At 68.8% G+C, this 24,298-nt stretch carries 22 protein-coding genes and 1 pseudogene; 22 read left to right on the forward strand and 1 reads right to left on the reverse strand.

The features are described 5' to 3' along the window. The first annotated feature begins 489 nt into the window (after nt 1–489). From mltG to aroB, 6 genes and pseudogenes are all read left to right on the forward strand, one after another. Complete coding sequence (mltG, locus tag KIK15_RS14615; RefSeq protein ID WP_307851906.1) at nt 490–1,611, forward strand: endolytic transglycosylase MltG; 1,122 nt, start codon at nt 490–492, stop codon at nt 1,609–1,611. Then, nucleotides 1,602–2,453, forward strand: coding sequence for a shikimate dehydrogenase (locus KIK15_RS14620; protein ID WP_214245440.1), 852 nt, complete (start codon nt 1,602–1,604; stop codon nt 2,451–2,453). The genes mltG and KIK15_RS14620 overlap by 10 nt, the downstream gene beginning before the upstream one ends. 132 nt (nt 2,454–2,585) lie before the next feature. Next, nucleotides 2,586–3,005, forward strand: a complete 420-nt coding sequence (locus KIK15_RS14625; protein ID WP_214245441.1) for an A24 family peptidase — start codon at nt 2,586–2,588, stop codon at nt 3,003–3,005. A gap of 49 nt (nt 3,006–3,054) precedes the next feature. Further along, the gene (gene aroC / locus KIK15_RS14630; protein ID WP_307851907.1) at nt 3,055–4,281 is read left to right on the forward strand and encodes a chorismate synthase; all 1,227 of its coding nucleotides are present in this window, start codon (nt 3,055–3,057) and stop codon (nt 4,279–4,281) included. 50 nt (nt 4,282–4,331) lie between these two features. Next, nucleotides 4,332–4,790: pseudogene (locus KIK15_RS18465) on the forward strand (shikimate kinase); the annotation flags it as partial. Between the two features lie 48 nt (nt 4,791–4,838). Then, the gene (gene aroB, locus KIK15_RS14635) at nt 4,839–5,948 is read left to right on the forward strand and encodes a 3-dehydroquinate synthase (RefSeq protein WP_307851926.1); all 1,110 of its coding nucleotides are present in this window, start codon (nt 4,839–4,841) and stop codon (nt 5,946–5,948) included. Between the two features lie 33 nt (nt 5,949–5,981). Here aroB and KIK15_RS14640 read toward each other — a convergent pair whose 3' ends face one another. Continuing rightward, on the reverse strand, nt 5,982–6,446 hold the full coding sequence (locus KIK15_RS14640) for a B-4DMT family transporter (protein WP_214245443.1): 465 nt from the start codon (nt 6,444–6,446) through the stop codon (nt 5,982–5,984). Nucleotides 6,447–6,520: 74 nt separating this feature from the next. Between KIK15_RS14640 and KIK15_RS14645 the strand changes: the two genes are divergently transcribed. From KIK15_RS14645 to KIK15_RS14720, 16 genes are all read left to right on the forward strand, one after another. After that, nucleotides 6,521–7,642: an aminopeptidase P family protein gene (locus KIK15_RS14645; protein ID WP_214245444.1), complete on the forward strand. Its 1,122-nt coding sequence runs from the start codon at nt 6,521–6,523 to the stop codon at nt 7,640–7,642. Between the two features lie 60 nt (nt 7,643–7,702). After that, nucleotides 7,703–8,266, forward strand: a complete 564-nt coding sequence (gene efp, locus KIK15_RS14650; RefSeq protein ID WP_214245445.1) for an elongation factor P — start codon at nt 7,703–7,705, stop codon at nt 8,264–8,266. A gap of 33 nt (nt 8,267–8,299) precedes the next feature. Beyond that, entirely contained in the window at nt 8,300–8,776 is a 477-nt protein-coding gene (gene nusB, locus KIK15_RS14655) for a transcription antitermination factor NusB (protein ID WP_214245446.1), read from the forward strand. A gap of 102 nt (nt 8,777–8,878) precedes the next feature. Further along, nucleotides 8,879–9,457 (forward strand): bifunctional pyr operon transcriptional regulator/uracil phosphoribosyltransferase PyrR, encoded by a 579-nt coding sequence (gene pyrR / locus KIK15_RS14660; protein ID WP_214245447.1) that lies wholly within the window; start codon nt 8,879–8,881, stop codon nt 9,455–9,457. After that, nucleotides 9,457–10,401 carry an aspartate carbamoyltransferase catalytic subunit gene (locus KIK15_RS14665; RefSeq protein WP_214245448.1) on the forward strand — a complete coding sequence of 315 codons (945 nt, stop codon included), beginning with the start codon at nt 9,457–9,459 and terminating at the stop codon, nt 10,399–10,401. Before pyrR ends, KIK15_RS14665 begins: the two co-directional genes overlap by 1 nt. Next, complete coding sequence (locus tag KIK15_RS14670; protein ID WP_307851908.1) at nt 10,398–11,705, forward strand: dihydroorotase; 1,308 nt, start codon at nt 10,398–10,400, stop codon at nt 11,703–11,705. Before KIK15_RS14665 ends, KIK15_RS14670 begins: the two co-directional genes overlap by 4 nt. Further along, the gene (locus tag KIK15_RS14675; RefSeq protein ID WP_250324687.1) at nt 11,702–12,301 is read left to right on the forward strand and encodes a transporter; all 600 of its coding nucleotides are present in this window, start codon (nt 11,702–11,704) and stop codon (nt 12,299–12,301) included. Before KIK15_RS14670 ends, KIK15_RS14675 begins: the two co-directional genes overlap by 4 nt. Next, entirely contained in the window at nt 12,298–13,419 is a 1,122-nt protein-coding gene (gene carA, locus KIK15_RS14680; protein ID WP_214245449.1) for a glutamine-hydrolyzing carbamoyl-phosphate synthase small subunit, read from the forward strand. Before KIK15_RS14675 ends, carA begins: the two co-directional genes overlap by 4 nt. Then, a complete protein-coding gene (gene carB / locus KIK15_RS14685) occupies nt 13,419–16,742 on the forward strand; it encodes a carbamoyl-phosphate synthase large subunit (RefSeq protein ID WP_214245450.1) in 3,324 nt (1,107 codons plus the stop codon). Before carA ends, carB begins: the two co-directional genes overlap by 1 nt. After that, nucleotides 16,739–17,593 (forward strand): orotidine-5'-phosphate decarboxylase, encoded by an 855-nt coding sequence (gene pyrF / locus KIK15_RS14690; RefSeq protein WP_214245451.1) that lies wholly within the window; start codon nt 16,739–16,741, stop codon nt 17,591–17,593. Before carB ends, pyrF begins: the two co-directional genes overlap by 4 nt. Before the next feature lie 400 nt (nt 17,594–17,993). Beyond that, the gene (gene mihF, locus KIK15_RS14695; RefSeq protein ID WP_214245452.1) at nt 17,994–18,311 is read left to right on the forward strand and encodes an integration host factor, actinobacterial type; all 318 of its coding nucleotides are present in this window, start codon (nt 17,994–17,996) and stop codon (nt 18,309–18,311) included. A gap of 82 nt (nt 18,312–18,393) precedes the next feature. Then, the gene (gmk, locus tag KIK15_RS14700) at nt 18,394–19,014 is read left to right on the forward strand and encodes a guanylate kinase (RefSeq protein ID WP_214245453.1); all 621 of its coding nucleotides are present in this window, start codon (nt 18,394–18,396) and stop codon (nt 19,012–19,014) included. 99 nt (nt 19,015–19,113) lie between these two features. After that, entirely contained in the window at nt 19,114–19,413 is a 300-nt protein-coding gene (gene rpoZ, locus KIK15_RS14705) for a DNA-directed RNA polymerase subunit omega (RefSeq protein ID WP_214245454.1), read from the forward strand. A 20-nt stretch (nt 19,414–19,433) separates the two neighbouring features. Beyond that, complete coding sequence (gene coaBC, locus KIK15_RS14710; RefSeq protein ID WP_214245455.1) at nt 19,434–20,684, forward strand: bifunctional phosphopantothenoylcysteine decarboxylase/phosphopantothenate--cysteine ligase CoaBC; 1,251 nt, start codon at nt 19,434–19,436, stop codon at nt 20,682–20,684. A gap of 251 nt (nt 20,685–20,935) precedes the next feature. Beyond that, entirely contained in the window at nt 20,936–22,156 is a 1,221-nt protein-coding gene (gene metK, locus KIK15_RS14715) for a methionine adenosyltransferase (protein ID WP_214245456.1), read from the forward strand. A 25-nt stretch (nt 22,157–22,181) separates the two neighbouring features. Then, on the forward strand, nt 22,182–24,218 hold the full coding sequence (locus tag KIK15_RS14720) for a primosomal protein N' (protein WP_214245457.1): 2,037 nt from the start codon (nt 22,182–22,184) through the stop codon (nt 24,216–24,218). The last annotated feature ends 80 nt before the right edge of the window (nt 24,219–24,298 follow it).

Genomic DNA, 24,298 nt, shown 5'->3' on the forward strand with positions numbered 1-24,298 from the left:
GACACTCCCGCCTGGATGGTGGGTCGTGGCGATCTCGAGGCCACCGGTCCCGTGGGAGACCCGGTCCCAGAAACCCCGGCCGGTGCACCGCCACCGCCCCGGCGGCAGACCGATCGATCCCGACGCGCCGCGCCTGCGGATCCTTCTCGACGCGCGCGGCAGGCCGACCCGCCGACCGGTCCGATCGACCCCCGCCCGATCGACCCCCGACCGATCGACCCCCGACCGATCGACCCCCGCCCCGTCGAGGCATGGCCGGAGCGGGTGGAGAATCCAGCATCCGAGGTGCGAACCGACCCAGACCGCCGGTCGCCGTGGCCCTCCGACCCCACACCGACGGCAGAGGCGTTGCGGGCCCGGCGCCCCCGACAGGTGGGCGCGGTCTCCGATCCTCGCGCCGTTGACGGCGAGGGTGACCCGGGGTCGTCCAGAGCGATCGCGCCGCGTCGCCGTCGCACCTCGACCGGGCGATCTCGCACCCGCCGACGCGTGACCATCGCACTGGTCATGGTGGTGTTGCTCGGGCTCATCGGGGGCGTGGGATACGCGGGACTGAAGTTCACCGGCTACTTCACCGACGACTCCGACTACTCCAACACCGCGGGTACCGGCGACGTGTTGGTGCAGATCCCGCAGGACGCCACCCTGACCAGGTTCGGGGAGATACTGCACGATCGCGGTGTGGTGGCCAGCGTCGCCGCATTCGTCTCCGCCGCCGACAACAAGCCCATCTCCGCGGGGTTCTACAAGCTCCGAACCGGCATCCCCGCCACTCGTGCGGTGGCCATGTTGGGCGGCGACGACAACCGGGTGGGACGCCTGGTCATCCCGGCGGGACGCCAACTCGACACCAAGAAGACCGCCGACGGCAAGAACACCGTCGGCATCTTTGCGATGCTCGCCGACGCGACCACCGTCACCATCAACGGCAAGAAGACCGGCCCCACGCCCGAACAACTGGCTCAGGCGGCGGCCACGGCCAGCCCGGCCGATCTCGGGGTGCCCGAGTGGGCCACCGCCGACGTGGCCAAACTCACCGGCGACCACCGCCGGATCGAGGGCTTGATCGCGCCGATCGCCTGGGAGAGCATCGACCCGGCCCTGTCGCCGACCGCGATGCTCAAGTATCTGATCGTCGGCAGCGCAAGGTACTTCGAGCAGTGGGGGTTGCTGAACAAGAACCCGACCGGGCTCTCTCCGTATCAGGCGCTGGTCTCGGCGTCGGTGGTGGAGCGCGAGGTGTCCATGACCGCCGACTACGGAAAGGTGGCCCGCGTCATCACCAACCGGCTCGGCCGCAACCAGAAGTTGGAGATGGACTCCACCGCGAACTACACCGCAGCGGTGGTCAACATCGACGTGTTCGGCGACGCTTACACCGCCGAGACCAAGTGGAACACCTATCGGGTGTCGGGCCTGCCGGCCACCCCCATCGGTGCGGTGGGGCGCGACGCCCTGACCGCGGCGTTGGATCCGCCCGCAGGCAACTGGGTCTACTTCGTCACCGTCGACGCCAAGGGCACCACCCTGTTCACCCCGGACTACGAGCAGCATCTACGTAACCGGCAGCTGGCGTGTTCCAACAAGATCCTCACCACCGGATGTCAGTGACGTCGATCCCGACCGGCTCTGCGCCGTCGCGGCACGCGGCTGTGCTGGGTTCGCCGATCGGGCATTCCCGCTCACCTGATCTGCACCTGGCGGCCTACCGTGCCCTGGGGCTGGACTGGGACTATCGGCGTATCGAGTGCGATGAGGCGGCCCTGCCGGGAGTGGTTGCAGGACTGGATGATTCCTGGGTCGGCCTGTCGGTGACCATGCCGGGCAAGGTGGCGGCACTCGCGGTGGCCGACACCGCCACCACCCGAGCGCGGCAGGTGGGTTCGGCGAACACACTCGTCCACCGCGACGGTCGCTGGCACGCAGACTGCACCGACATCGACGGTGTCACCGGGGCCCTGGCCCACGTCGGTGCCGGTCGTCTCGACGGCGCTCCGGCGGTGCTTCTCGGGGCCGGCGGTACCGCGCGTCCGGCCCTGGCCGCATTGTTTGCAGCCGGGGTGGGATCGGTGTCGGTGGTGGTACGTGACTCGGCCCGCGCCGGCGACATCTGTTCTCTCGCCGACGAACTGGGGGTGGCGGTGACGGTGCGTGGGTTCGTGGACGGGCCGGAGTTGGCGGGAGCTGCCGCCGCGGCTGCGGTCACGGTGAGCACGGTGCCCGCCGCGGCAGCAGAGCCGCTGGCCCAGACCTTGAGCCGGACCCCGGCGTTGGTCGACGCGATTTATGCGCCCTGGCCCACCCCGCTGGCTGCGGCGGTCACCTCGCGCGGCGGCCGGGTGGCAGGGGGACTGGTGATGCTGCTACATCAGGCGTTCACCCAGGTCGAACTGTTCACGGGGCAGCCCGCGCCGCAGGCGGCCATGGCGGCCGCGCTGGAGCCCCGGTCCTGACGGTGACGGCCGAACACCACACGGCCACCTGACTTCTCGGTGGTGGTCCACAGGAGCAGCCAGAGCGGGGCCGATGTGGACAACCATCCAGATCGTCGCGTGCGGGGTGATCTGTCACCGCATCATGAGCCGATGTACACCCTCGGACATCCCCTGCTCAGCTGGTCGATCGTGATGTGGCTGGCCGTGCTGAGTCGCCACGACCTCGACACCCGGCGGCTGCCCAACCGGCTGACCCTGATACCCATCGTCGCCGTGTTGGCCTCGGTGGTCAGCACACCCGAGGTGATCGGCGCGGTGATCGTGGCCGCGCTCCCGTATCTCGTGGGTCGCATCATCGGCGGGTGTGGCGGTGGCGACCTTAAGCTGGCAGTGGTGCTCGGTGCTCTGGCCGCAGATCCCGCGCGGGCTGCGGTACTGGTTCTCGCGGCGGTCACCCTGACCCTGGTCGGCATGGCCGTGCGCCGATGTCGGGGGCGAGGCCCCGACGCGGTGGCGCACGGCCCGGCGCTGGGGCTGGCCGCGGTGGCGGTGCTCCCGCTGGCGGTGTGAGGCGTCCCAGGGCAGGAGCATCCGATGCGGCGTGGAAGGATGGGGAATCGTGCTGCGCTGGACAACTGCTGGAGAATCCCATGGTCCGGCCCTCGTCGCCCTTGTCGAAGGGATGATCGCGGGGGTCGAGGTCACCTCTGACCACATCGCCACCCAACTGGCGCGACGCCGGCTCGGCTACGGCCGCGGTGCACGGATGAAGTTCGAGGCCGATCAGGTGACGGTGCTGGGTGGGATCCGTCACGGCCTCACCCAGGGCGGGCCGATCGCGGTGCAGATCGCGAACACCGAGTGGCCCAAGTGGGAGACGGTGATGGCGGCCGACCCGGTCGACCCGGCCCTGCTCGCCGACAGCGCTCGCAACGCGCCGCTCACCCGACCGCGCCCCGGCCACGCCGACTACGCGGGCATGCTCAAGTTCGACTTCGACGACGCCCGGCCGGTGCTGGAGCGGGCCAGTGCGCGCGAGACCGCCGCCCGGGTGGCTGCCGGCACCGTGGCCCGAAACTTCCTGCGGCAGGTGCTCGGTGCCGAGGTGCTCTCGCATGTGGTCTCCATCGGGGACTCGGATGTGATCGACGGTCCGCCACCTGGGCCGCAGGACCTCGAACGCATCGACGCCAGCCCTGTGCGTGCGGCCACCGACGCCGCCGAGGCCGCGATGATCGCCGAGATCGAGAACGCCAAACGCGAGGGCGACACCCTCGGCGGAGTGGTGGAGGTGGTGGTGACCGGGCTGCCGGTCGGCATCGGCAGCTACGTCAGCGGCGAGCAACGCCTCGACGCCCGACTGGCCGGCGCGCTCATGGGCATCCAGGCCATGAAGGGGGTGGAGATCGGCGACGGGTTCGCCACCGCGCGACGACGGGGGAGTCAGGCGCACGACGAGATGGTCCCCGGCCCCGACGGGGTGATCCGGTCGACCAACCGGGCCGGTGGCCTCGAGGGCGGCATGACCAACGGCGCCGACCTGCGGGTGCGGGTGGCGATGAAGCCCATCTCGACCGTGCCACGCGCCTTGTCCACCATCGACCTCGCCACCGGCGACGAAGCCACCGCCATCCACCAACGATCCGACGTGTGTGCGGTGCCCGCGGCCGGGGTGGTGGCCGAGGCCATGGTCGCGCTGGTGGTGGCGCAGGCCGCGCTGGAGAAGTTCGGTGGTGACTCGGTGGCCGAGACAGTCGACAACGTCGCGCGGTACCGCCGCCGCATCGCCGACCGGATGGCCGCCGCCCGCGCCACCTCCGCAGCGGCCGACCCACCGGCACCGTGACCGACGGCTCGACCCCGCGCGGCGGGCCCCTCGCCGTGCTGATCGGTCCGATGGGCGCAGGCAAGACCACCGTCGGACACGCCCTCGCCGATCGGCTCGGCGTGACGTTCGTCGACACCGACGACGAGATCGTCACGCGGACCGGTCGCAGCATCCCCGAGATCTTCGCCACCGACGGTGAATCCGGCTTCCGCGCAATCGAATCCGATGTGGTGGCGCACGTGCTCGATCGTCACCGTGGCGTGGTGGCGTTGGGCGGAGGTGCGGTGACGACCGCCGCGATCCGGCATCGGCTGCGCACCGAGTCGGTGGTGGCGCTCTCGGTTGACCCGGCCGTCGGCTACGCCCGTGCGGCCGGCCCGCAGCGGCCGCTGCTCGACCCCGCCGCCGGTGACCCCGAAGATCGCTACCGCGACCTGATGGCCGCGCGCCTGCCGTTGTACGAGCAGGTCGCCGCCGTCACCATCGACACCACCGACTCCTCGCCGAGCGCACTCGCCGAGACCATCTGCCATCGACTGGACCTGACGGTCCGGGGAGGTCGACCGTTGCCCGAGATCACCGAACCCCTTCGTATCCCTGTCACCGGGGCCGCGCCGTACGACGTGGTCATCGGCCGCGGTCTGCTCGGTGATCTCGTGGAGGCGGCGCGGGGGGTGGACCACGCCGCCATCCTGTTCCAGCCGCCGCTGCTGGCGACCGCCGAGGCCATTCGCGCAGCCCTGGCCGACATCGGGATCGACGCCCATCGCGTGGAGATCCCCGACGCCGAGGCCGGAAAGGATCTGGCCGTCGCGTCGTTCTGCTGGGAGGTGTTCGGGCGTATCGGGATGAAACGCAACGACCTCGTCATCGGACTCGGCGGGGGCGCGGCCACCGACCTCGCCGGTTTCGTCGCCGCCACCTGGATGCGTGGTGTCCCGGTGATCCATGTGCCCACCACCCTGCTGGGTATGGTCGACGCGGCCGTCGGCGGTAAGACCGGCATCAACACCGACGCGGGCAAGAACCTGGTCGGGTCGTTCCACGAGCCGCGCGCGGTGTTCGTCGACACCGCGACCCTGGAGACCGTTCCCCCCAACGAGATCATCGCGGGGCTGGCCGAGGTCATCAAGACCGGGTTCATCGCCGACCCGGTGATCCTCGACCTGATCGAGGCCGACCCGCAGGCTGCCTGCGATCCCACCGGATCTGTTCTGCCCGAACTGATCCGGCGATCAATTCAGGTCAAGGCAGATGTCGTCTCGGCCGACCTCAAGGAGTCCTCGCTGCGCGAGATCCTCAACTACGGACACACCCTCGGGCACGCCATCGAGCGTCGCGAGAAGTATCGCTGGCGCCACGGTGCCGCAGTGTCGGTTGGTCTGGTGTACGCCGCAGAGCTCGGTCGGTTGGCCGGGCGCCTCGACGACGCCACCGCCGACCGGCATCGCAACATCCTGGAGTCGGTCGGACTGCCCACCGGATACGACGCCGACGCGTTCTCGGATCTGTTGCAGGGCATGGCCGGCGACAAGAAGAACCGGTCGGGGATGCTGCGCTTCGTCGTCCTCGACGGGTTGGCGCGGCCCGGCCGACTCGAGGCTCCTGACCCCGGACTGTTGGCTGCGGCCTACTCGGCGGTGGCCCGTCAGGCCCCGGCCTCCGGTGGCGGCGTCCTGCTCTGACGGTTGCGGCGGCTCACGCTCGCCGCACGAGACTCAGACGGTTTCGGGCTGTCGGTCGTGGGTCGCGGCCGAGCGGGCCTCGCGGCGCGCCAGGTAGCGGCCCAGGCCGGCTCCGGTGAAGGCTGGGACGAACACCAGCAGCGCGGTGAACGAGGCTCCGGCGATGAGCTCGATGAAGAAGCTGTTCTGACCCATCCCGGCCAACGCAAAGTTGCTCAGCGCCCAGCAGACGACCCCCGAGATCACTCCGGCCACGAGCCCGGCCTTGAGCCACAGCACGGTGAGGTCGCCGTAGTCGTCCGGGTCGTCGTGCGCCCGGCCGTCGGAGATGCCGTCGATCCCGCCCCAGATGACGGCGATGACGATGACCACCGCGACAGCGATCACTTTCCACCAGGTGCCGTGCAGTGGGGCGTTGACGACGGCGACGCCGAGCAGGATGCGGGCCACGATGTGGACCAGTGCCATCGGTACACCGCGGATCAACCAGGAAGCCATGAGGTCAGAGCGTACCCAACCCGCCGCGTCGTGTGTGCGGCACCACACCGCGCGTGCGTCGGTAGCGTGAGGCGGTGACCACCGACACCTCCACCACCACTGTTGACCATGCCGTTCGGCGAGCCGCGCTGCGTACCCACCTGCAGCACATCGGGGCCGATGTCGCCCTGGTCAGCGATCTGACCAACGTCCGTTACCTCTCCGGTTTCACCGGATCGAACGCCGCGGTGCTCGTCGACGCCACCGAGGCCGACGCCGATCGGATCAGCACCGATGGCCGCTACACCACCCAGGTCGCTGAGCAGGCCCCGGATCTTCCGGTGATCCTCGGGCGAAACTGTCCGGCGGTGCTGCTCGAGCACCTCGCCACCCGCGGGCTGACGGTGGCGGTGGAGGAGCACGTGCTGTCGGTGTCGGCGTGGCGGGCGCTCGAGGCCGCCGCCACGGCCGCGGCGCCGCCCACCCGACTCGTCGACCTCGGGTCGGCGGTGGAGCGACTGCGGTCGGTCAAGGACGAGGTTGAGATCGGATTGCTGCGTGCCGCGTGCGCGGTGGCCGACGACGCGCTGGCCGCGATCATCGAGCGGGGCGTCATCGCCCCCGGTGCCACCGAACGTCAGGTGGCACGCACGTTGGAGTGGGAGATGTTCGCGCGTGGGGCGCAGGCCATCTCGTTCGAGACCATCGTCGCCGCGGGCGCCCATTCGGCTGTGCCGCATCACCGCCCCACCGACGCAGTGTTGGTCGAGGGCGATTTCGTCAAGCTCGACTTCGGCGCTGTCGTGGGTGGCTACCACTCGGACATGACACGCACCTTCGTGCTGGGCGCGGCAGCGCAATGGCAACGCGACATCTACGACCTGGTGGCCACGGCGCAGGCCGCGGGGCGGGCGGCGTTGGCGCCCGGTGCCGATCTGGCGGCGGTGGATGCGGCCGCGCGGTCGGTGATCGATGCCGCCGGACACGCCGACCACTACGTCCACGGCCTCGGACACGGGGTGGGACTGCAGATCCACGAAGCGCCGTCGATCGGGAAAACCGCAGTTGGTACACTGCCTTCCGGTGCGGCTGTCACCGTCGAACCCGGTGTGTATCTACCCGGACGAGGCGGGGTCCGCATCGAGGACACCCTGGTGGTGCGGGCGGGATCGCCCGAGCTGCTGACAACCACCGACACATCATTTTCCGTCATCTGAGCGCGCCCGCGCACTCGTCGATGACGCTGCGCCCGGACGCCGGGTGAGAGGAACGAACACGTGGCCAGTACCGCAGACTTCAAGAACGGGCTCGTGCTCCGGATGGACGACCAGCTGTGGCAGATCCAGGAGTTCCAGCACGTCAAGCCCGGCAAGGGACCTGCGTTCGTGCGCACCAAGATCAAGAACGTGCTCTCGGGCAAGATCGTCGACAAGACGTTCAACGCCGGCGTGAAGGTGGAGACCGCGACGGTGGACCGGCGCGACATGACCTTCCTTTACAACGACGGCACCGATTACGTGTTCATGGACTCGGAGAACTACGAACAGGTCTCGATCTCTCCGGAGACACTCGGCGACGGCTCGAAGTTCCTGCTCGAGAACATGAAGGTGCAGGTCGCCATGCACGACGGCACCCCCCTCTACGTCGAGTTGCCGGTCACCGTGGAGGTGCTGGTGGCCCAGACCGATCCAGGTGTGCAGGGGGATCGCTCCACCGGCGGCACCAAGCCCGCCACTCTGGAGACCGGCGCGGAGATCCAGGTCCCGCTGTTCATCAACACCGGTGACAAGCTCAAGGTCGACTCGCGTGACGGGAACTACCTCGGTCGTGTGAACTCGTGAGCCGTCGGTGGAACTGATCGACCGGGGGTGGTTGTGAAACAGCCCGGCACCCGACACAAGGCTCGTCGCCGCGCCGTGGACCTGCTCTTCGAGGCCGAGGCCAGGGGTGTGTCGCCGGCCGAGTTGATCGATCAGCGGCGCGAGCTCTTCCGACACGACGACACCTTCGGCGACATCCACGACTACACCGCGCAGGTGATCGGCGGGATCGTCGCCGACGGTGATCAGGTCGACGCCGTGCTCAGCTCACACCTGCGGGAGTGGACGCTGGTGCGGCTGCCCGCCGTCGACCGCGCCATCCTGCGGCTGGCCACCTGGGAGCTTTTCCACACCGACGACGTACCGCCCGCAGTGGTCGTCGACGAGGCGGTCTCGCTGGCCAAGGAACTCTCCACCGACGACTCCCCGGCCTTCGTCAACGGGGTATTGGGTCGGATGGTGGGCTTGGCCCCGCAGGTCCGAGCAGCGGTGCGCGCCGAGCCGGTCGCCAAACCGGTCACCGACGCCTGAGGGGCTCCGGGGGGTAAGGAGCCAGGTCCATCCGGCTGTTAAGGTTTGACCGGAAAGACATCCTTTAACGATCCGTCCTGTGAGGCGGAGAAGGAGGTCGACGTGTCGGAACCCGAACACCGGGCCGCTACCTCGAGGTCCCTGCTGGACGCCGGCGATGTGCAGCGCACCATCGATCGGATGGCGCATCAGGTCATCGAAAAGACCGCATTGGGTACGCCGGAGGCCCCGCGTGTGGTGATCATCGGTATCCCCACCCGCGGCACCACCCTGGCCCGCCGGCTTGCCGACCGCATCGCTGAGTTCTCCGGAGTCGACGTCGGCGTCGGCTTCCTCGACATCACCCTCTACCGCGACGATCTGCGCGACAAACCCCACCGTGCCCTCGAACGCACGTCGGTTCCTGTCGGCGGGGTCGACTCGGCGTTGGTGATCCTCGTCGACGACGTCCTCTACTCGGGCCGCACCGTGCGCGCTGCGCTGGACGCACTACGCGACCTGGGCCGGCCCGCGTCGGTCCAGCTCGCGGTGTTGGTCGACCGGGGCCACCGCGAACTACCTCTGCGCGCGGACTACGTGGGCAAGAACATCCCGACAGCACGGACCGAGGACGTCTCGGTCCAACTCGTCGAGCACGACGGCGTCGACCAGGTCGTCATCGCCGAGGGGCGGGCGCGCTGATGCGGCATCTGCTCTCGGTCGCCGACCTCGACCTCGACGCCGCCACCGGACTGCTCGATGAGGCCGAGCGGTTCGAGCAGGCATTGACCGGGCGCGAAGTGCGCAAGCTGCCCACGCTGCGAGGTCGCACCGTGATGACGCTGTTCTACGAGAACTCCACCCGCACCCGGGTGTCGTTCGAGGTGGCGGGCAAATGGATGAGCGCCGACGTCATCAACGTCAGCGCCTCGAGTTCATCGGTGGGCAAGGGCGAGTCGCTGCGCGACACCGCCAAGACGTTGCGTGCGGCCGGAGCCGACGCGATCATCGTGCGACACCCGGCGTCCGGTGCGGCGCACCAGATCGCCCGCTGGACCAACGAGGGCGGCACCGGTCCGTCGATCATCAACGCCGGCGACGGTACCCACGAACACCCCACGCAGGCTCTGCTTGACGCGTTGACCATCCGCCAGCGACTGGGAAGTGTTGCCGGACGGCGGATCGCGATCGTCGGCGACGTGCTGCATTCGCGGGTGGCGCGGTCGAATGCCCATCTGTTGGCAACCCTGGGAGCGTCGGTCGTGATCGTCGCCCCACCCACGTTGCTGCCGGTCGGGGTGCGTGACTGGCCGGTGGAGGTCATCACCGACCTCGACGCCGCTCTACCTGGACTCGACGCGGTGATGGTGCTGCGCGTGCAGGCCGAACGCATGAACGGGGGGTTCTTCCCGTCGGCGCGCGAGTACTCGATCCGCTACGGGCTCAACGATTCTCGGCTCGCAGTGCTTGGTGACGACGCGATCGTGTTGCACCCGGGACCGATGCTGCGGGGGATGGAGATCGGGTTCTCGGTGGCAGATTCGTCGAACGCGACGGTGCTGCAACAGGTGAGCAACGGCGTGCACATGCGGATGGCTGTGCTGTTCCGACTTCTGGTCGGTACCGACGAGGAAGGTGGGGCGTGAGCGTCTCCAACCATCAATTGTTGATCACCGACGTGCGCCTCTACGGCGAAGGCGATCCACTCGATGTGCTGATCGACGACGGCGTGATCAGCGCGATCGATACCGATCTGTCCGCCGGCGTCGAGGAGCACATCGACGGGCGCGGCGGTGTACTGCTCCCGGGCTTCGTCGACCTGCACACCCACCTGCGTGAGCCGGGCCGCGAGGACACCGAGACCATCGAGACCGGTTCGGCCGCAGCGGCTTTGGGTGGCTACACCGCGGTGTTCGCCATGGCCAACACCGACCCGGTCGCCGACTCGCCGGTCATCACCGACCACGTGTGGGCACGCGGGCAGGAGATCGGCCTGGTCGACGTACACCCCGTGGGCGCGGTCACCGTCGGGCTCGCGGGCACCCGACTCGCCGAGCTCGGGGCGATGGCAGCGGGAGCCGGGCGGGTGCGGATGTTCAGCGACGACGGCAAATGCGTGCACGATCCGCTGCTGATGCGACGGGCGTTGGAATACGCGACCGGTCTCGGTGTCCTCATCGCCCAGCACGCCGAGGAGCCGCGACTGACCGTCGACGCCATCGCGCACGAGGGCCCTACCGCGGCGCGCCTGGGACTGGCGGGCTGGCCGCGTTCGGCGGAGGAGTCGATCGTGGCGCGCGACGCGATCCTGGCCCGCGACGCCGATGCGCGGGTGCACATCTGTCACGCATCCACCGCCGGCACGGTGGAGCTGCTGCGCTGGGCCAAATCGCACGACATCGCCATCACCGCCGAGGTGACCCCGCATCACCTGCTGCTCGACGATTCCCGCCTCGTCGGCTACGACCCGGTGCACAAGGTCAACCCGCCACTACGCGAGGCATCGGACTGTCAGGCTCTGCGGGCGGCGCTGGCCGAAGGCGTGATCGATTGTGTGGCAACCGATCACGCACCGCACGCCGAACAGGACAAGTGCTGTGAGTTCGCTCAGGCCCGCCCGGGCATGCTCGGGTTGCAGACGGCGCTGTCGGTGGTGGCGGCCACGATGGTCGCCGACGGTCTGCTGGACTGGCGCGGCGTGGCCCGGGTCATGAGTGAGCGGCCGGCCGCGATCGTGGGCCTGCCCGACCAGGGTCGCCCGATCGCGGTGGGGGAGCCGGCGAACCTGGTGGTCATCGACCCCGACGCCGAGTGGACGGTCACCGCCGAGGAGTTGGTCAGCCGCTCCCGCAACACCCCGTTCGAGTCGATGACCCTGCCCGCCCGGGTGCGCGCGACCGTCCTGCGTGGGCGCGTGACCGCAGTCGAGGGAGAGGTGCGTTGGACATGACCGGAGTGGTGGTCGTCGTGGTGGTGTTGATCGCCTGGGGCGGCATCGTCGCGCTGATGGTGCGCGGCTGGCGCAACCGTGGACAACGTCAACACGACGTGATCGGGGTGTTCCCGGAAGTGCCTGCCGACCCCGGCACGCTGCTGCTGGGCCCGGACACCGGCCTGTACGTGGGATCGACGATCGCTCCGCGATGGATGGATCGAGTCGCCGTCGGCGACTATGGCGACCGCGCAAAGTCTCGGTTCTCGCTGTATGACACCGGCGTGTTGATCGATCGGGACGGTGCCAACCCGATCTGGATCCCGCAGGAGTCGACCATCGCGATCCGCACCGAACGCGGTCTCGCGGGCAAGGTGATGTCGGCCGACGGGTTGATCGTCATCCGATGGCGACTGCCCTCGGGTACCGAGATCGACTCCGGATTGCGCGGTGACGACAAGACGCGCTACCCGCTGTGGGTGTCCCATGATCCACGGCTGGACCCAACACCCGACGACACCACCGCGGGTGGTCAATCGTCATCTACCGCAAATGATTCCACCGATCAGGCGCCGAGCCCCCGGGGCGGCGAGACGAGCGAGGACGAAAGATGACTCCAGCTGTGTTGGTGCTCGAGAACGGACAGGTGTTCTCCGGCAGCGCGTTCGGCGCCCACGGCCAGACGCTGGGTGAGGCGGTGTTCTGCACCGCGATGACCGGCTACCAGGAGACGCTCACCGACCCCAGCTACCACCGCCAGATCGTGGTGGCCACCGCCCCACAGATCGGCAACACGGGGTGGAACACCGAGGACGACGAGAGCCGCGACGGCCGCATCTGGGTGGCTGGTTATGCGGTGCGCAATCCCACGCGGCGCGTGTCGAGTTGGCGGGCCACCTCCACGCTCGAGGACGAGTTGATCCGTCAGGGCGTGGTCGGGATCGCCGGCATCGACACCCGGGCAGTGACCCGGGTGCTGCGCGAACACGGCTCGATGCGCGCAGGCATCTTCTCCGGTCCGGCCATCGCTGTCATCGACAAGCTGCTCGAGCGGGTGCGTTCGGCGCCGTCGATGGCCGGTGCCGACCTCGCACAGGAGGTGAGCACGTCGCAGGCCTACATCGTCGAACCCGACGGTGAGCACCGGTTCACCGTGGCCGCCATCGATCTGGGGATCAAGACCAACACCCCCCGGATGTTCGCCCAGCGCGGGATCCGCGTGCATGTTGTGCCGTCCACGGTCTCTCCCGAGGCCATCTCCGCGCTGGCGCCCGACGGCGTCTTCCTGTCCAACGGGCCGGGTGACCCGGCCACCGCCGACGGTGCCGTCGCCCTCACCCGTTCGGTGCTGGCCGCCGAGATCCCCTTGTTCGGAATCTGTTTCGGCAACCAGATCCTCGGGCGGGCGCTGGGTCGTGGGACGTACAAGATGAAGTTCGGCCATCGCGGGATCAACATCCCCGTGATCGATCACGCCACCGGGCTGGTGTCGATCACCGCGCAGAACCACGGCTTCGCGCTCGAAGGCGAGGCGGGCGAGGAGTTCGACTCCGACTTCGGTCGCGCCCGGGTGAGCCACACCTGCGCCAACGACGGCACCGTGGAAGGCGTGGAACTCCTCGACGGTCGCGCCTTCTCGGTGCAGTACCACCCCGAGGCCGCCGCCGGCCCACACGATGCCGCCTACCTGTTCGATCGCTTCACCACATTGATGCAAGGAGCCCGTGTCTGATGCCCCGCCGCACAGATCTGTCGCATGTCCTGGTGATCGGATCCGGTCCGATCGTCATCGGGCAGGCCTGCGAGTTCGACTACTCCGGTACCCAGGCCTGTCGGGTTCTGCGGGCCGAGGGCTTGCGGGTCAGCCTGGTCAACTCCAATCCGGCCACCATCATGACCGACCCGGAGTTCGCCGACGCCACCTACATCGAGCCGATCACGGCCGACTACATCGAGAAGGTGATCATCGCCGAGCGTGACGCCGGGCACCCCATCGACGCGGTACTGGCCACCCTCGGAGGCCAGACCGCGCTCAACGCTGCTGTCGCACTGCATGATCAGGGCATCCTCGAGCGCTACGACATCGAACTGATCGGTGCCGACTTCGATGCCATCCAACGCGGTGAGGACCGCCAGATGTTCAAGGACATCGTGGCCAAGGTCGGCGGTGAGAGCGCGCGATCTCGGGTCTGCTACACCATGTCGGAGTGTCACGACACCGTCGCCGAGCTCGGCTACCCGGTGGTGGTCCGGCCGTCGTTCACCATGGGTGGGCTGGGCTCGGGAATGGCTTATGACGCAGCCGATCTCGAACGCATCGCCGGTGGGGGACTGGCGGCGTCCCCGACGGCCAACGTGCTGATCGAAGAGTCGATCCTGGGGTGGAAGGAGTACGAACTCGAGTTGATGCGCGACGGCCGCGACAACGTGGTGGTCGTGTGCTCCATCGAGAACGTCGACCCGGTCGGTGTGCACACAGGTGACTCGGTGACCGTCGCCCCGGCGATGACGTTGACCGACCGCGAGTACCAGAAGATGCGCGACCTCTCCATCGCCATCCTGCGTGAGGTGGGTGTGGACACCGGCGGCTGCAACATCCAGTTCGCGATGGATCCCACCGACGGCCGACTCGTCGTCATCGAGATGAATCCGCGTGTGTCGCGGTCGTCGGCGCTGGCGTCGAAGGCGACCGGTTTCCCGATCGCCAAGATCGCGGCAAAGCTCGCGGTCGGTTATCGACTCGACGAGATCGTCAACGACATCACCGGCGAGACCCCGGCCTGCTTCGAGCCGACGCTGGACTACGTGGTGGTCAAGGCGCCGCGTTTCGCCTTCGAGAAGTTCCCCGGAGCCGACGACACTCTGACCACCACGATGAAGTCGGTGGGCGAGGCCATGAGCCTGGGGCGCAGCTTTGCCGAGGCGCTGGGCAAGGTGATGCGGTCGTTGGAGACCAAGGCGGCCGGGTTCTGGACCGAGACAACCGAATACGGCAGCCTCGAGGAGATCTTGGAGTCACTGCGGGTGCCCCGGGACGGACGCCTCTACCGGATCATGGCCGCATTCGATGCAGGCGCCTCGGTGCAGGACGTCTTCGACGCCACCAAGATCGACCCCTGGTTCCTCGCCGAGATCGAGGGTGTGTGTGAACTCGGTGCGCGGATCGCCTCGGCGCAGACCCTCGATGCCCACCTGCTGCTGGAGGCCAAGTCCAACGGCATCTCCGATCGTCAGATCGCGGCCCGCCGTACCGATTTCGCCGACGAGGCGGCGGTGGCACGGTGGCGCCACGAGCTCGGGATCAGGCCGGTGTTCAAGACGGTGGACACCTGCGCGGCGGAGTTCGAGGCCAAGACGCCCTATCACTACTCCACCTATGAGATCGACTCTGCGGCCACCGACGAGATCGCCCCGCAGACCGGTCGGCGCAAGGTGCTGATCCTCGGGTCGGGACCCAACCGCATCGGCCAGGGCATCGAGTTCGACTACTCCTGTGTCCATGCCGCACTGACCCTCACCGAAGCCGGCTACGAGACCGTGATGGTCAACTGCAACCCCGAGACCGTTTCCACCGACTACGACACCGCCGACAGGCTCTACTTCGAGCCGTTGACCTTCGAGGACGTGGTGGAGGTCTACCGCGCCGAGGCCGCATCCGGCGACGTGGTCGGGGTGATCGTGCAACTCGGCGGGCAGACCCCGCTGGGCTTGGCGCGTCGACTCGAAGCTGCGGGCATCCCGATCGTCGGCACGTCGCCGTCGGCCATCGATCTCGCCGAGGACCGCGGCGAATTCGGCAAGGTACTGGCCGACGCCGGACTCCCGGCCGCCAAGTACGGCATGGCGACGACGTTCGACGAGGCGCGTTCGATCGCCTCGGGCATCGGCTACCCGGTGTTGGTACGACCGTCCTACGTGCTGGGTGGACGCGGCATGGAGATCGTCTACGACGAGCCGTCACTGGAGGGCTACATCTCCCGGGCCACCGAGCTCACCCCCGAGCACCCTGTGCTCGTCGATCGCTTTCTCGAGGACGCCGTCGAGATCGACGTCGACGCGCTGTGCGACGGCACCGAGGTCTACATCGGCGGGATCATGGAACACATCGAAGAGGCCGGAATCCACTCGGGCGACTCGGCGTGCGCTTTGCCACCGATGGCGTTGGGGCGCTCAGACATCGAGGCGGTTCGTCGGTCCACCGAGGCGTTGGCGAAGGGGATCGGGGTCAGGGGTCTGCTCAACGTCCAGTACGCGCTCAAAGACGACATCCTCTATGTGCTCGAGGCCAATCCGCGCGCCAGCCGCACCGTGCCGTTCGTGTCCAAGGCCACCGCGGTACAACTGGCCAAGGCATGCGCGCGGGTGATGCTCGGTGAGTCGATCGCGCAGCTGCGGGCCCAGGGGCTGCTCCCGGCCACCGGCGACGGCAGCGCACTGCCCCAGGGTGCACCGATCGCGGTCAAGGAAGCGGTGTTGCCGTTCAACCGGTTCCGGCGCGAGGACGGCACCGGTGTGGACTCGCTGCTCAGCCCGGAGATGAAGTCGACCGGTGAGGTGATGGGCATCGATTCGGACTTCGGTCGCTCCTTCGCCAAGTCCCAGACCGCGGCGTATGGATCGCTGCCGACCTCCGGGGCGATCTTCGTGTCGGTGGCCAACAAGGACAAACGCGCCCTGCTGTTCCCGATCAAGCGGTTGGCCGATCTCGGGTTCGAGATCCTGGCCACCGAGGGGACCGCAGACATGCTGCGACGTAACGGGATCACCTGCACCCAGGTGTACAAGCACTCCGACACCGACGTGCCGCCCGGCGAACAGACCATCGTCGACACCATCCGATCGGGTGCGGTGGCCATGGTCATCAACACCCCGTTCGGCAACTCCGGTCCACGCATCGACGGTTACGAGATCCGCAGTGCCGCAGTGTCGGTGAACATCCCGTGCATCACCACGGTGCAGGGGGCGGGTGCCGCCGTGCAGGGTATCGAGGCGGCGATCGTCGGCGACATCGGCGTGCGGTCGCTGCAGTCGCGCCACGCCGCGATGAACCGGTGAGCGATCCCGGGTCGCCGCGCCGTGATCCGGCTGTCCTCGACTTCGCCGCTCGACACCGGGCAGCGGTGGACGCCCGGGGTCGGCTGTGTGCGGGCATCGACCCGCACCCGCAGCTGCTGCAGCGGTGGGGACTGGGTGACGATGCAGACGGGCTGCGCCGATTCGCCGACATCTGTGTCGAGGCTCTCGGGTCGGTGGCGGCGGTGATCAAGCCGCAGGTCGCCTTCTTCGAGCGCTTCGGTTCCCGCGGTCTGGCCGTGCTGGAGGAGACCATCGGTGCCGCCACCGAGGCCGGTGCGTTGGTGCTGGCCGACGCCAAACGCGGGGACATCGGGACCACGATGGCCGCCTACGCGCACGCCTGGCTCGGTGCGACCTCACCGCTGTGCAGTGACGCGGTGACCGTGTCGCCGTATCTGGGGTTCGGTTCGTTGCAACCGGCGCTGGACCTCGCGACGGCGACCGGGCGCGGTGTCGTGGTGTTGGCCCGCACCTCCAACCCTGAGGGCGGCTCGGTGCAGCTGGCTCAGACGGAGGGGATATCGGTGGCGCAGTCGATCATCGATGCGGTGGTCGCGGTGAACTCGGGACCCGCTGCGGTGGCCGGTGTGGTCGTAGGGGCCACGCGTGACCACGGTCTGGATCTGTCGGGTCTGCAGGCGCCGATCCTGGCCCCGGGCCTCGGTGCCCAGGGCGCCACTGCCGCCGACCTGGCTGCGGTGTTCACAGGCGATCACCGATGGCTGCTGCCCGCCGCGTCGCGGGAGATCTTGGCGCACGGACCGTCGGTGTCGGCGTTGTCGGCAGTCGCGGCACGCCTACGTGACGAGCTCGAGGCAGCCCTGGACTGAACGGCAGCCCTGGATCGGGTGGTCGGTGGCGACGATGCTGTCGTTCGCCCACGTCACAGGCGTGTGACGACACGCGCGGGTCGCAACGAATGTCTCACCGGCCAGGTGTCGACCCACCAGTCACACCTGTCACGGGGGCTGGTCGGCGAGGTTTCCGGGTCGATGGGGTGCAATTTTCGTAAAGCCGTTGTGGGACAGCGTATTGCGCGCTCGGCGCCGGTCGCTCGGCGGCTCGGCCGGCTCGGTCTCGATCGGCGGGGTCCACGCCCTACAACACCGACACCTGCGCAGGTCGACAGGGGGTGGGGCTCGCAAATGCCTGCTCCCGTCGGTACGGTCGCAAGCGCTGCGCCGAACGCAGCACCGCAACGACTCAAGTTCTACGAATACGGAGGAACCCGTGGCCCTTCCCCAGTTGACACCCGAGCAGCGCGCCGCAGCTCTGGAGAAGGCAGCTGCCGCTCGTCGGGCCCGTGCCGAGCTCAAAGAGCGGCTCAAGCGCGGCGGCACCGATCTCAAGCAGGTGCTCAAGGATGCCGAGACCGACGAGATCCTCGGCAAGATGAAGGTCTCGGCGCTGCTCGAGGCCCTGCCCAAGGTGGGCAAGGTCAAGGCCCAGGAGATCATGACCGAGCTCGAGATCGCCCCGACGCGGCGTCTGCGCGGCCTCGGTGACCGGCAGCGCAAGGCTCTGCTGGCCAAGTTCGACCAGGGCTGAGGTCAGCCATCTGCGACGACACCGTCCAGCGGCGCCACGCGGTGCCGGGTGTAGCAGCCCAGGCCGCTGCAACTGAGAAGCGATGACCGCCGCCGAACTGTCCGTGGACCAGAGGGGCCGACTTGTGGTTGTGGTCGGTCCCTCTGCCGTCGGCAAGTCCAGCGTGGTGCGGCGATTGCGAGAACTGTTGCCAGAGCTGGTGTTCAGCGTCTCGGCGACCACCCGGGCGCCGCGGACCGGCGAGGTCGACGGTCGCGACTACCACTTCGTCGACGATGCCCGTTTCGATGCGATGATCGCCGAGGGCGAACTGCTTGAATGGGCCGAGATTCACGGGGGCTTGCAGCGGTCGGGTACTCCGGCAGCACCCGTTCTCGACGCGTTGGCGGCCGGTAGTCCGGTGCTGGTCGAAGTCGACATCGCGGGTGCGCGAGCGGTCGCCCGCCGACTGCCCGAGGCGATCACCGTCTTCCTGGCGCCGCCGAGTTGGGAGGAGCTGGTGCGTCGGCTCACCGGTCGAGGCACCGAGTCCGCCGACGTCATCGCGCGGCGACTGGAGACCGCGCGAGCCGAACTGGCCATGGCCGACGAGTTCGACCACGTCATCGTCAACGACGAAGTCGACCGGGTGGCCCAGACCTTGCTATCCTTGCTGGTCGGGCGTGTGGGCTCGGAAGATGCGGGCCCATCTGATCCCGCCTGACCGTCGCCGTGCGGGCGTTTGTGGCCCGTCCACCAGCAGCGACACCGTGCGAACCCGATCTGGGGGCGCACACCAGAACCGATGAAGTGAGGACTTTGCGTGAGCATTCCGACCAGTGGTGACGTGACCGACGTCGTCGAGACCCCGGCCTACGACACGCCGCTGGGCATCACCAATCCGCCCATCGACGAGCTGCTCGACCGTGCGTCCTCCAAGTACGCGTTGGTGATCTTCGCAGCCAAGCGGGCGCGGCAGATCAACGACTACTACAACCAGCTCGGCGACGGCATCATGGAGTACGTGGGCCCGCTGGTCGAGCCTGGTCTGCAGGAGAAGCCGCTGTCGATCGCGTTGCGTGAGATCCACGCCGACCTGCTCGAGCACACCGAAGGCGAGTAGGGCGCGAACGGCGTACGTCGATGAACGCGACATCGACCCGACGTCGGGTGGTCGTCGGGGTGGGCGGCGGAATCGCCGCCTACAAGGCGTGCGGGGTGATCCGGCACTTCACCGAGTCCGGTCACGACGTGCGGGTGATACCCACCCGTGCCGCATTGAATTTCGTCGGACAGGCGACCTTCGAGGCGCTCAGTGGCAATCCCGCCACACCCGAGGTGTTCGACGACGTCCCCGATGTGCCGCATGTGCGCGTCGGGCAGGGCGCTGATCTGGTGGTGATCGCGCCGGCGACGGCAGACCTGATGGCCCGCGCGGCGACCGGTCGCGCCGACGACCTGCTGACCGCGACGCTGCTGACGGCCCGATGCCCGGTGTTGTTCGCACCCGCGATGCACACCGAGATGTGGGAGCATCCGGCCACCCGTGCGAACGTGGCAACGCTGCGGGCGCACGGCTCGATCGTGATGACGCCCGCGTCGGGTCGGCTCACCGGTACCGACACCGGACCCGGTCGACTCCCCGAACCGGACGAGATCGGATTGCTCGGCGATCTGCTGCTCGAACGCCCCGACGCGCTTCCCCGCGATCTGGAGGGCGTGCGGATCCTGATCACCGCCGGTGGTACCCGCGAACCGCTCGACCCGGTGCGCTACCTGGGTAATCGCAGCTCCGGCAAGCAGGGCTTCGCACTCGCGCGCGCTGCCGTCCAGCGTGGCGCGTCGGTCACCCTGATCGCGGGCAGTGTGTCCGGGGTGTCGGTGCCCGCGGGCGTCGAGATCGCGCCGGTGGTCACCGCAGCCGAGATGGAGCAGGAGGTGACCCGACGCGCTGCAGTGGCCGACGTGGTCATCATGGCCGCGGCCGTCGCAGACTTTCGGCCGGTGGTGCGTGCGGAGTCCAAGATCAAGAAGAACGGCGCCGACCCTGATCCGATCGTGTTGACCACCAACCCCGACATCCTGCACGGGTTGGTGACCGCACGAGCCGCCGGTGATCTCACCGACGAGACCGTGATCGTCGGATTCGCCGCCGAGACCGGCGACGCCGACGGCGGCGTACTCGATCACGGCCGCATCAAACTGGTCCGCAAGGGCTGCGATCTGTTGGTGGTCAACGCAGTCGGCGACGGGCGTGCGTTCGGCACCGACGACAACACGGGCTGGTTGCTGACCGCCACCGGCACCGAGACGGCGCTGCCGATGGGATCGAAAACACTCATGGCGAGTCGAATCCTCGACGCGGTCTCCGAGGTCCGTCGCGACCGGCGCTGACCAAGGTTTCTCCGCGGCCGAACCCTGCGGCCCAGGTCGGCCGCGACCAGCGGATGTGTGTAGGTTGTTCCCTTGGTGCGGGGACCACCACCGGGTCTGCCGCCCAGGTGGCCGCCACCACACCGGGGGCGGGGCCAGGTGGGCGCGGCGATGCGGTGTGTCGCGGCGGGACCCCTTGCCGGCCACGCGGCGGCGCGTTCGCCGCGAGCAATTGACCCGCCCTGCATGACGACCACGTTCGAGAGGAAAAGATGACCACGTCCGCTTCGGGAGCGTCCCGGCTGTTCACCAGCGAATCGGTTACCGAGGGCCACCCCGACAAGATCTGTGACGCCATCAGCGACTCGATCCTCGACGCGCTGCTGCGGGAGGATCCCACCTCCCGCGTTGCTGTGGAGACCTTGGTGACCACCGGCCAGGTCCACGTCGCCGGTGAGGTGACCACCTCGGCCTACGCCGACATTCCGGCCATCGTGCGCGAGAAGGTGCTCGAGATCGGCTACGACTCGTCGTCGAAGGGATTCGACGGCGCGTCCTGCGGCGTGAACGTGGCGATCGGGGCGCAGTCGCCCGACATCGCCCAGGGTGTGGACAACGCCTACGAGGCGCGGGTGGACGGCCAGACCGACGAGATCGACAAGCAGGGTGCCGGCGACCAGGGCCTGATGTTCGGGTACTCCACCAGCGACACCCCCGAGCTGATGCCCCTGCCCATCGCGCTAGCCCACCGTCTCTCGCGCAAGCTGACCGAGGTGCGCAAGAACGGCACCCTGCCCTACCTGCGCCCAGACGGCAAGACCCAGGTGACCATCGAATACGCGGGTGACACCCCGGTCCGGCTGGACACCGTGGTGCTCTCGACGCAGCACGCCGCCGACATCGACCTGGTCAACATGCTCACCCCCGACATCAAGGCCAACGTCGTCGACGCAGTGATCGCCGAAGCCGATCTCGGTGCCCTCGACACCTCGAACGTGCGGCTGTTGGTCAACCCGACCGGCAAGTTCGTCCTCGGTGGACCGATGGGCGACGCCGGCTTGACCGGCCGCAAGATCATCGTCGACACCTACGGCGGCATGGCCCGCCACGGCGGTGGCGCGTTCTCCGGCAAAGACCCCTCGAAGGTCGATCGCAGCGCGGCCTACGCCATGCGGTGGGTGGCCAAGAACGCCGTCGCCGCCGGGCTGGCCAAGCGCATCGAGGTCCAGGTGGCCTACGCCATCGGCAAGGCCGCTCCGGTGGGCCTGTTCGTCGAGACGTTCGGTACCGAGACCATCGATCCGGCGACCATCCAGGCCGCCATCAGCCAGGTCTTCGACCTGCGGCCGGGTGCGATCATCCGCGACCTGGACCTGCTGCGCCCCATCTACGCACCCACCGCAGCCTATGGTCACTTCGGTCGTACCGACGTGGACCTGCCGTGGGAGCGCACCGATCGCGTCGACGCCTTGAAGGCCGCCGCCGGTCTGTGACGACCTGCTCGGATCGCCCGGGGAGATGAGCACACGTGCGGCCTCACGGACGCCGGCTGCTCATCTCCCCGTGGCGTCTGTGCTGCCCATGCTGGGTCTCTCGCACCTCGATCGGCCCTTCGACTACCAGGTCGACACCGACCAGGACGCCGATGCGCGGCCCGGCGTGCGGGTCCGCGTCCGCTTCGCGGGTCGACTGGTGGACGGCTTCGTCGTCGAGCGACTCGACGCCAGCGATCACCCCGGACGGTTGGGCTGGCTGGACCGGGTGGTCTCGTCCGAACCTGTCCTCACCGCCGAGCTGCTGCGGCTCTGCCGTGCCGTGGCCCAGCGCTACGCCGGGATGACGACCGACGTCCTGCGCCTGGCCATCCCGCCACGACACGCCCGCACCGAGCAGGCCGTCGACTCCGGGGCACTCGACCTCGCGACACTCCCGCCGCCGCCGGCACCATCAGATGATGCCTGGGCCCAGTACCGGGCCGGGCGTTCATTGCTGGCTGCGATCACCGCAGGCGGCGCACCACGTGCGGCGTGGCAGGCACTGCCCGGCGAACGCTGGGAAGTCCGGTTGGCCGAGCTCGCAGCCGTCGCCGTGCGCGCCGGACGCGGCGTGATCATCGTGGTGCCCGACCAGCGCGACATCGACCGGGTCGAGGCCACGTGCCGCGCCACCCTGGGTGACCGGGTGGTGGCACTGTCGGCCGGGTTGGGACCCACCGCGCGTTATCGCCGCTGGCTGCGGGTTCTGCGGGGGTGCGCCGACGTGGTCGTCGGCACTCGCTCGGCGGCGTTCGCACCGGTGGTCGATCTGGGGCTGATGGTGGTCTGGGACGACGGCGACGACAGCCTCACCGAACCGCGGGCGCCGTACCCGCATCCGCGCGAGGTGGCCGTGCTGCGTTCGGTCGACTCAGCGTGCGCGCTGGTCATCGGTGGGTTCGCGCGGACCGCCGAGACCCAGACCCTCGTCGATTCGGGGTGGATGCACGAGGTGGTGGCCGATCGCGCGGTGCTGCGCGCGCGGGTGCCGCGCATCGTCGCCATCAGCGACGAGGACCGTCGGGTGGCGCGCGACCCGTTGGCCCGGGTGGCCCGTATCCCCGAAATCGCCTTCGACGCAGCTCGTCAGGCGTTGTCCGCCGACCTGCCGGTGCTGATCGGAGTGCCGCGGCGTGGTTACCATCCGTCGCTGGCCTGCCGCGGATGCCGCACTCGGGTGCGGTGTCGTCGCTGCCACGGACCGATGTCCCTCGACGGCCCGGTGGCCACCGGCGGTGAGACCGACGGGCCGATCACGTGCCGGTGGTGCGGTCGCCGAGAGAACACGTTTCGCTGCGTGGACTGTGGTGACCGGGGTCTGCGCGCGCTGACCACCGGCTCACGACGCACCGCCGAGGAGCTCGGCCGGGCGTTTCCGGGAGTACCGGTGTTGACCTCGGGTGGGGATCGGGTGGTGGACACGATCGGCGGGGGAGCCCGGGTGGTGGTGGCCACGCCGGGGGCCGAGCCTGCCGCTGCGGGGGGTTACGGCGCGGCGGTCCTGCTCGACACGTGGGCGCAGCTCGACCGCGCGGACCTGCGGGCCGGTGAACAGACCCTGCGGCGCTGGCTGGCCACGGCCACCCTGGTCCGACCGGCCGCCGCCGGTGGGACGATGGTCATCGTCGCTGAGGCGTCGTTGCCGGTGGTGCAGGCGACCATCCGCTGGGATCCGGTCGGGTTCGCCGTCGCCGAGGTGGCCGCGCGTGCTGAGCTCTCGCTGCCCCCAGCGGTCACGATGATCGCCGTGGACGGATCGGCAACCGCGGTAGGCGCGTTCATGCAGGCGCTGGAGTTGCCCGACGAGGCACAAACCCTGGGTCCGGTGCCGTTGCCGCCGGGTGCGCGTCCGCCGTCGGGATCAGAATCTGCCGATGATGTCGAACGAATCTTGTTGCGGATCAAACGATCTGGCGGTCGCGACCTGGTGGCCGCACTGCGCCGAGCCCAGGTGGCACGCAGTGCGGCGCGCGACGGCGGGGCGCTGCGGGTTCAGGTCGACCCACCGACCATCGGGTGATCCCGCCGGTCGCGGTGCGAGTCGGGCGCGAGTGACCCCCATAGACTCGACTCATTCGTCTTCTCGTGGAAAGGAACCTG

It is taken from the genome of Williamsia sp. CHRR-6, assembly GCF_018474015.1.
Lineage (GTDB): Bacteria > Actinomycetota > Actinomycetes > Mycobacteriales > Mycobacteriaceae > Williamsia_A.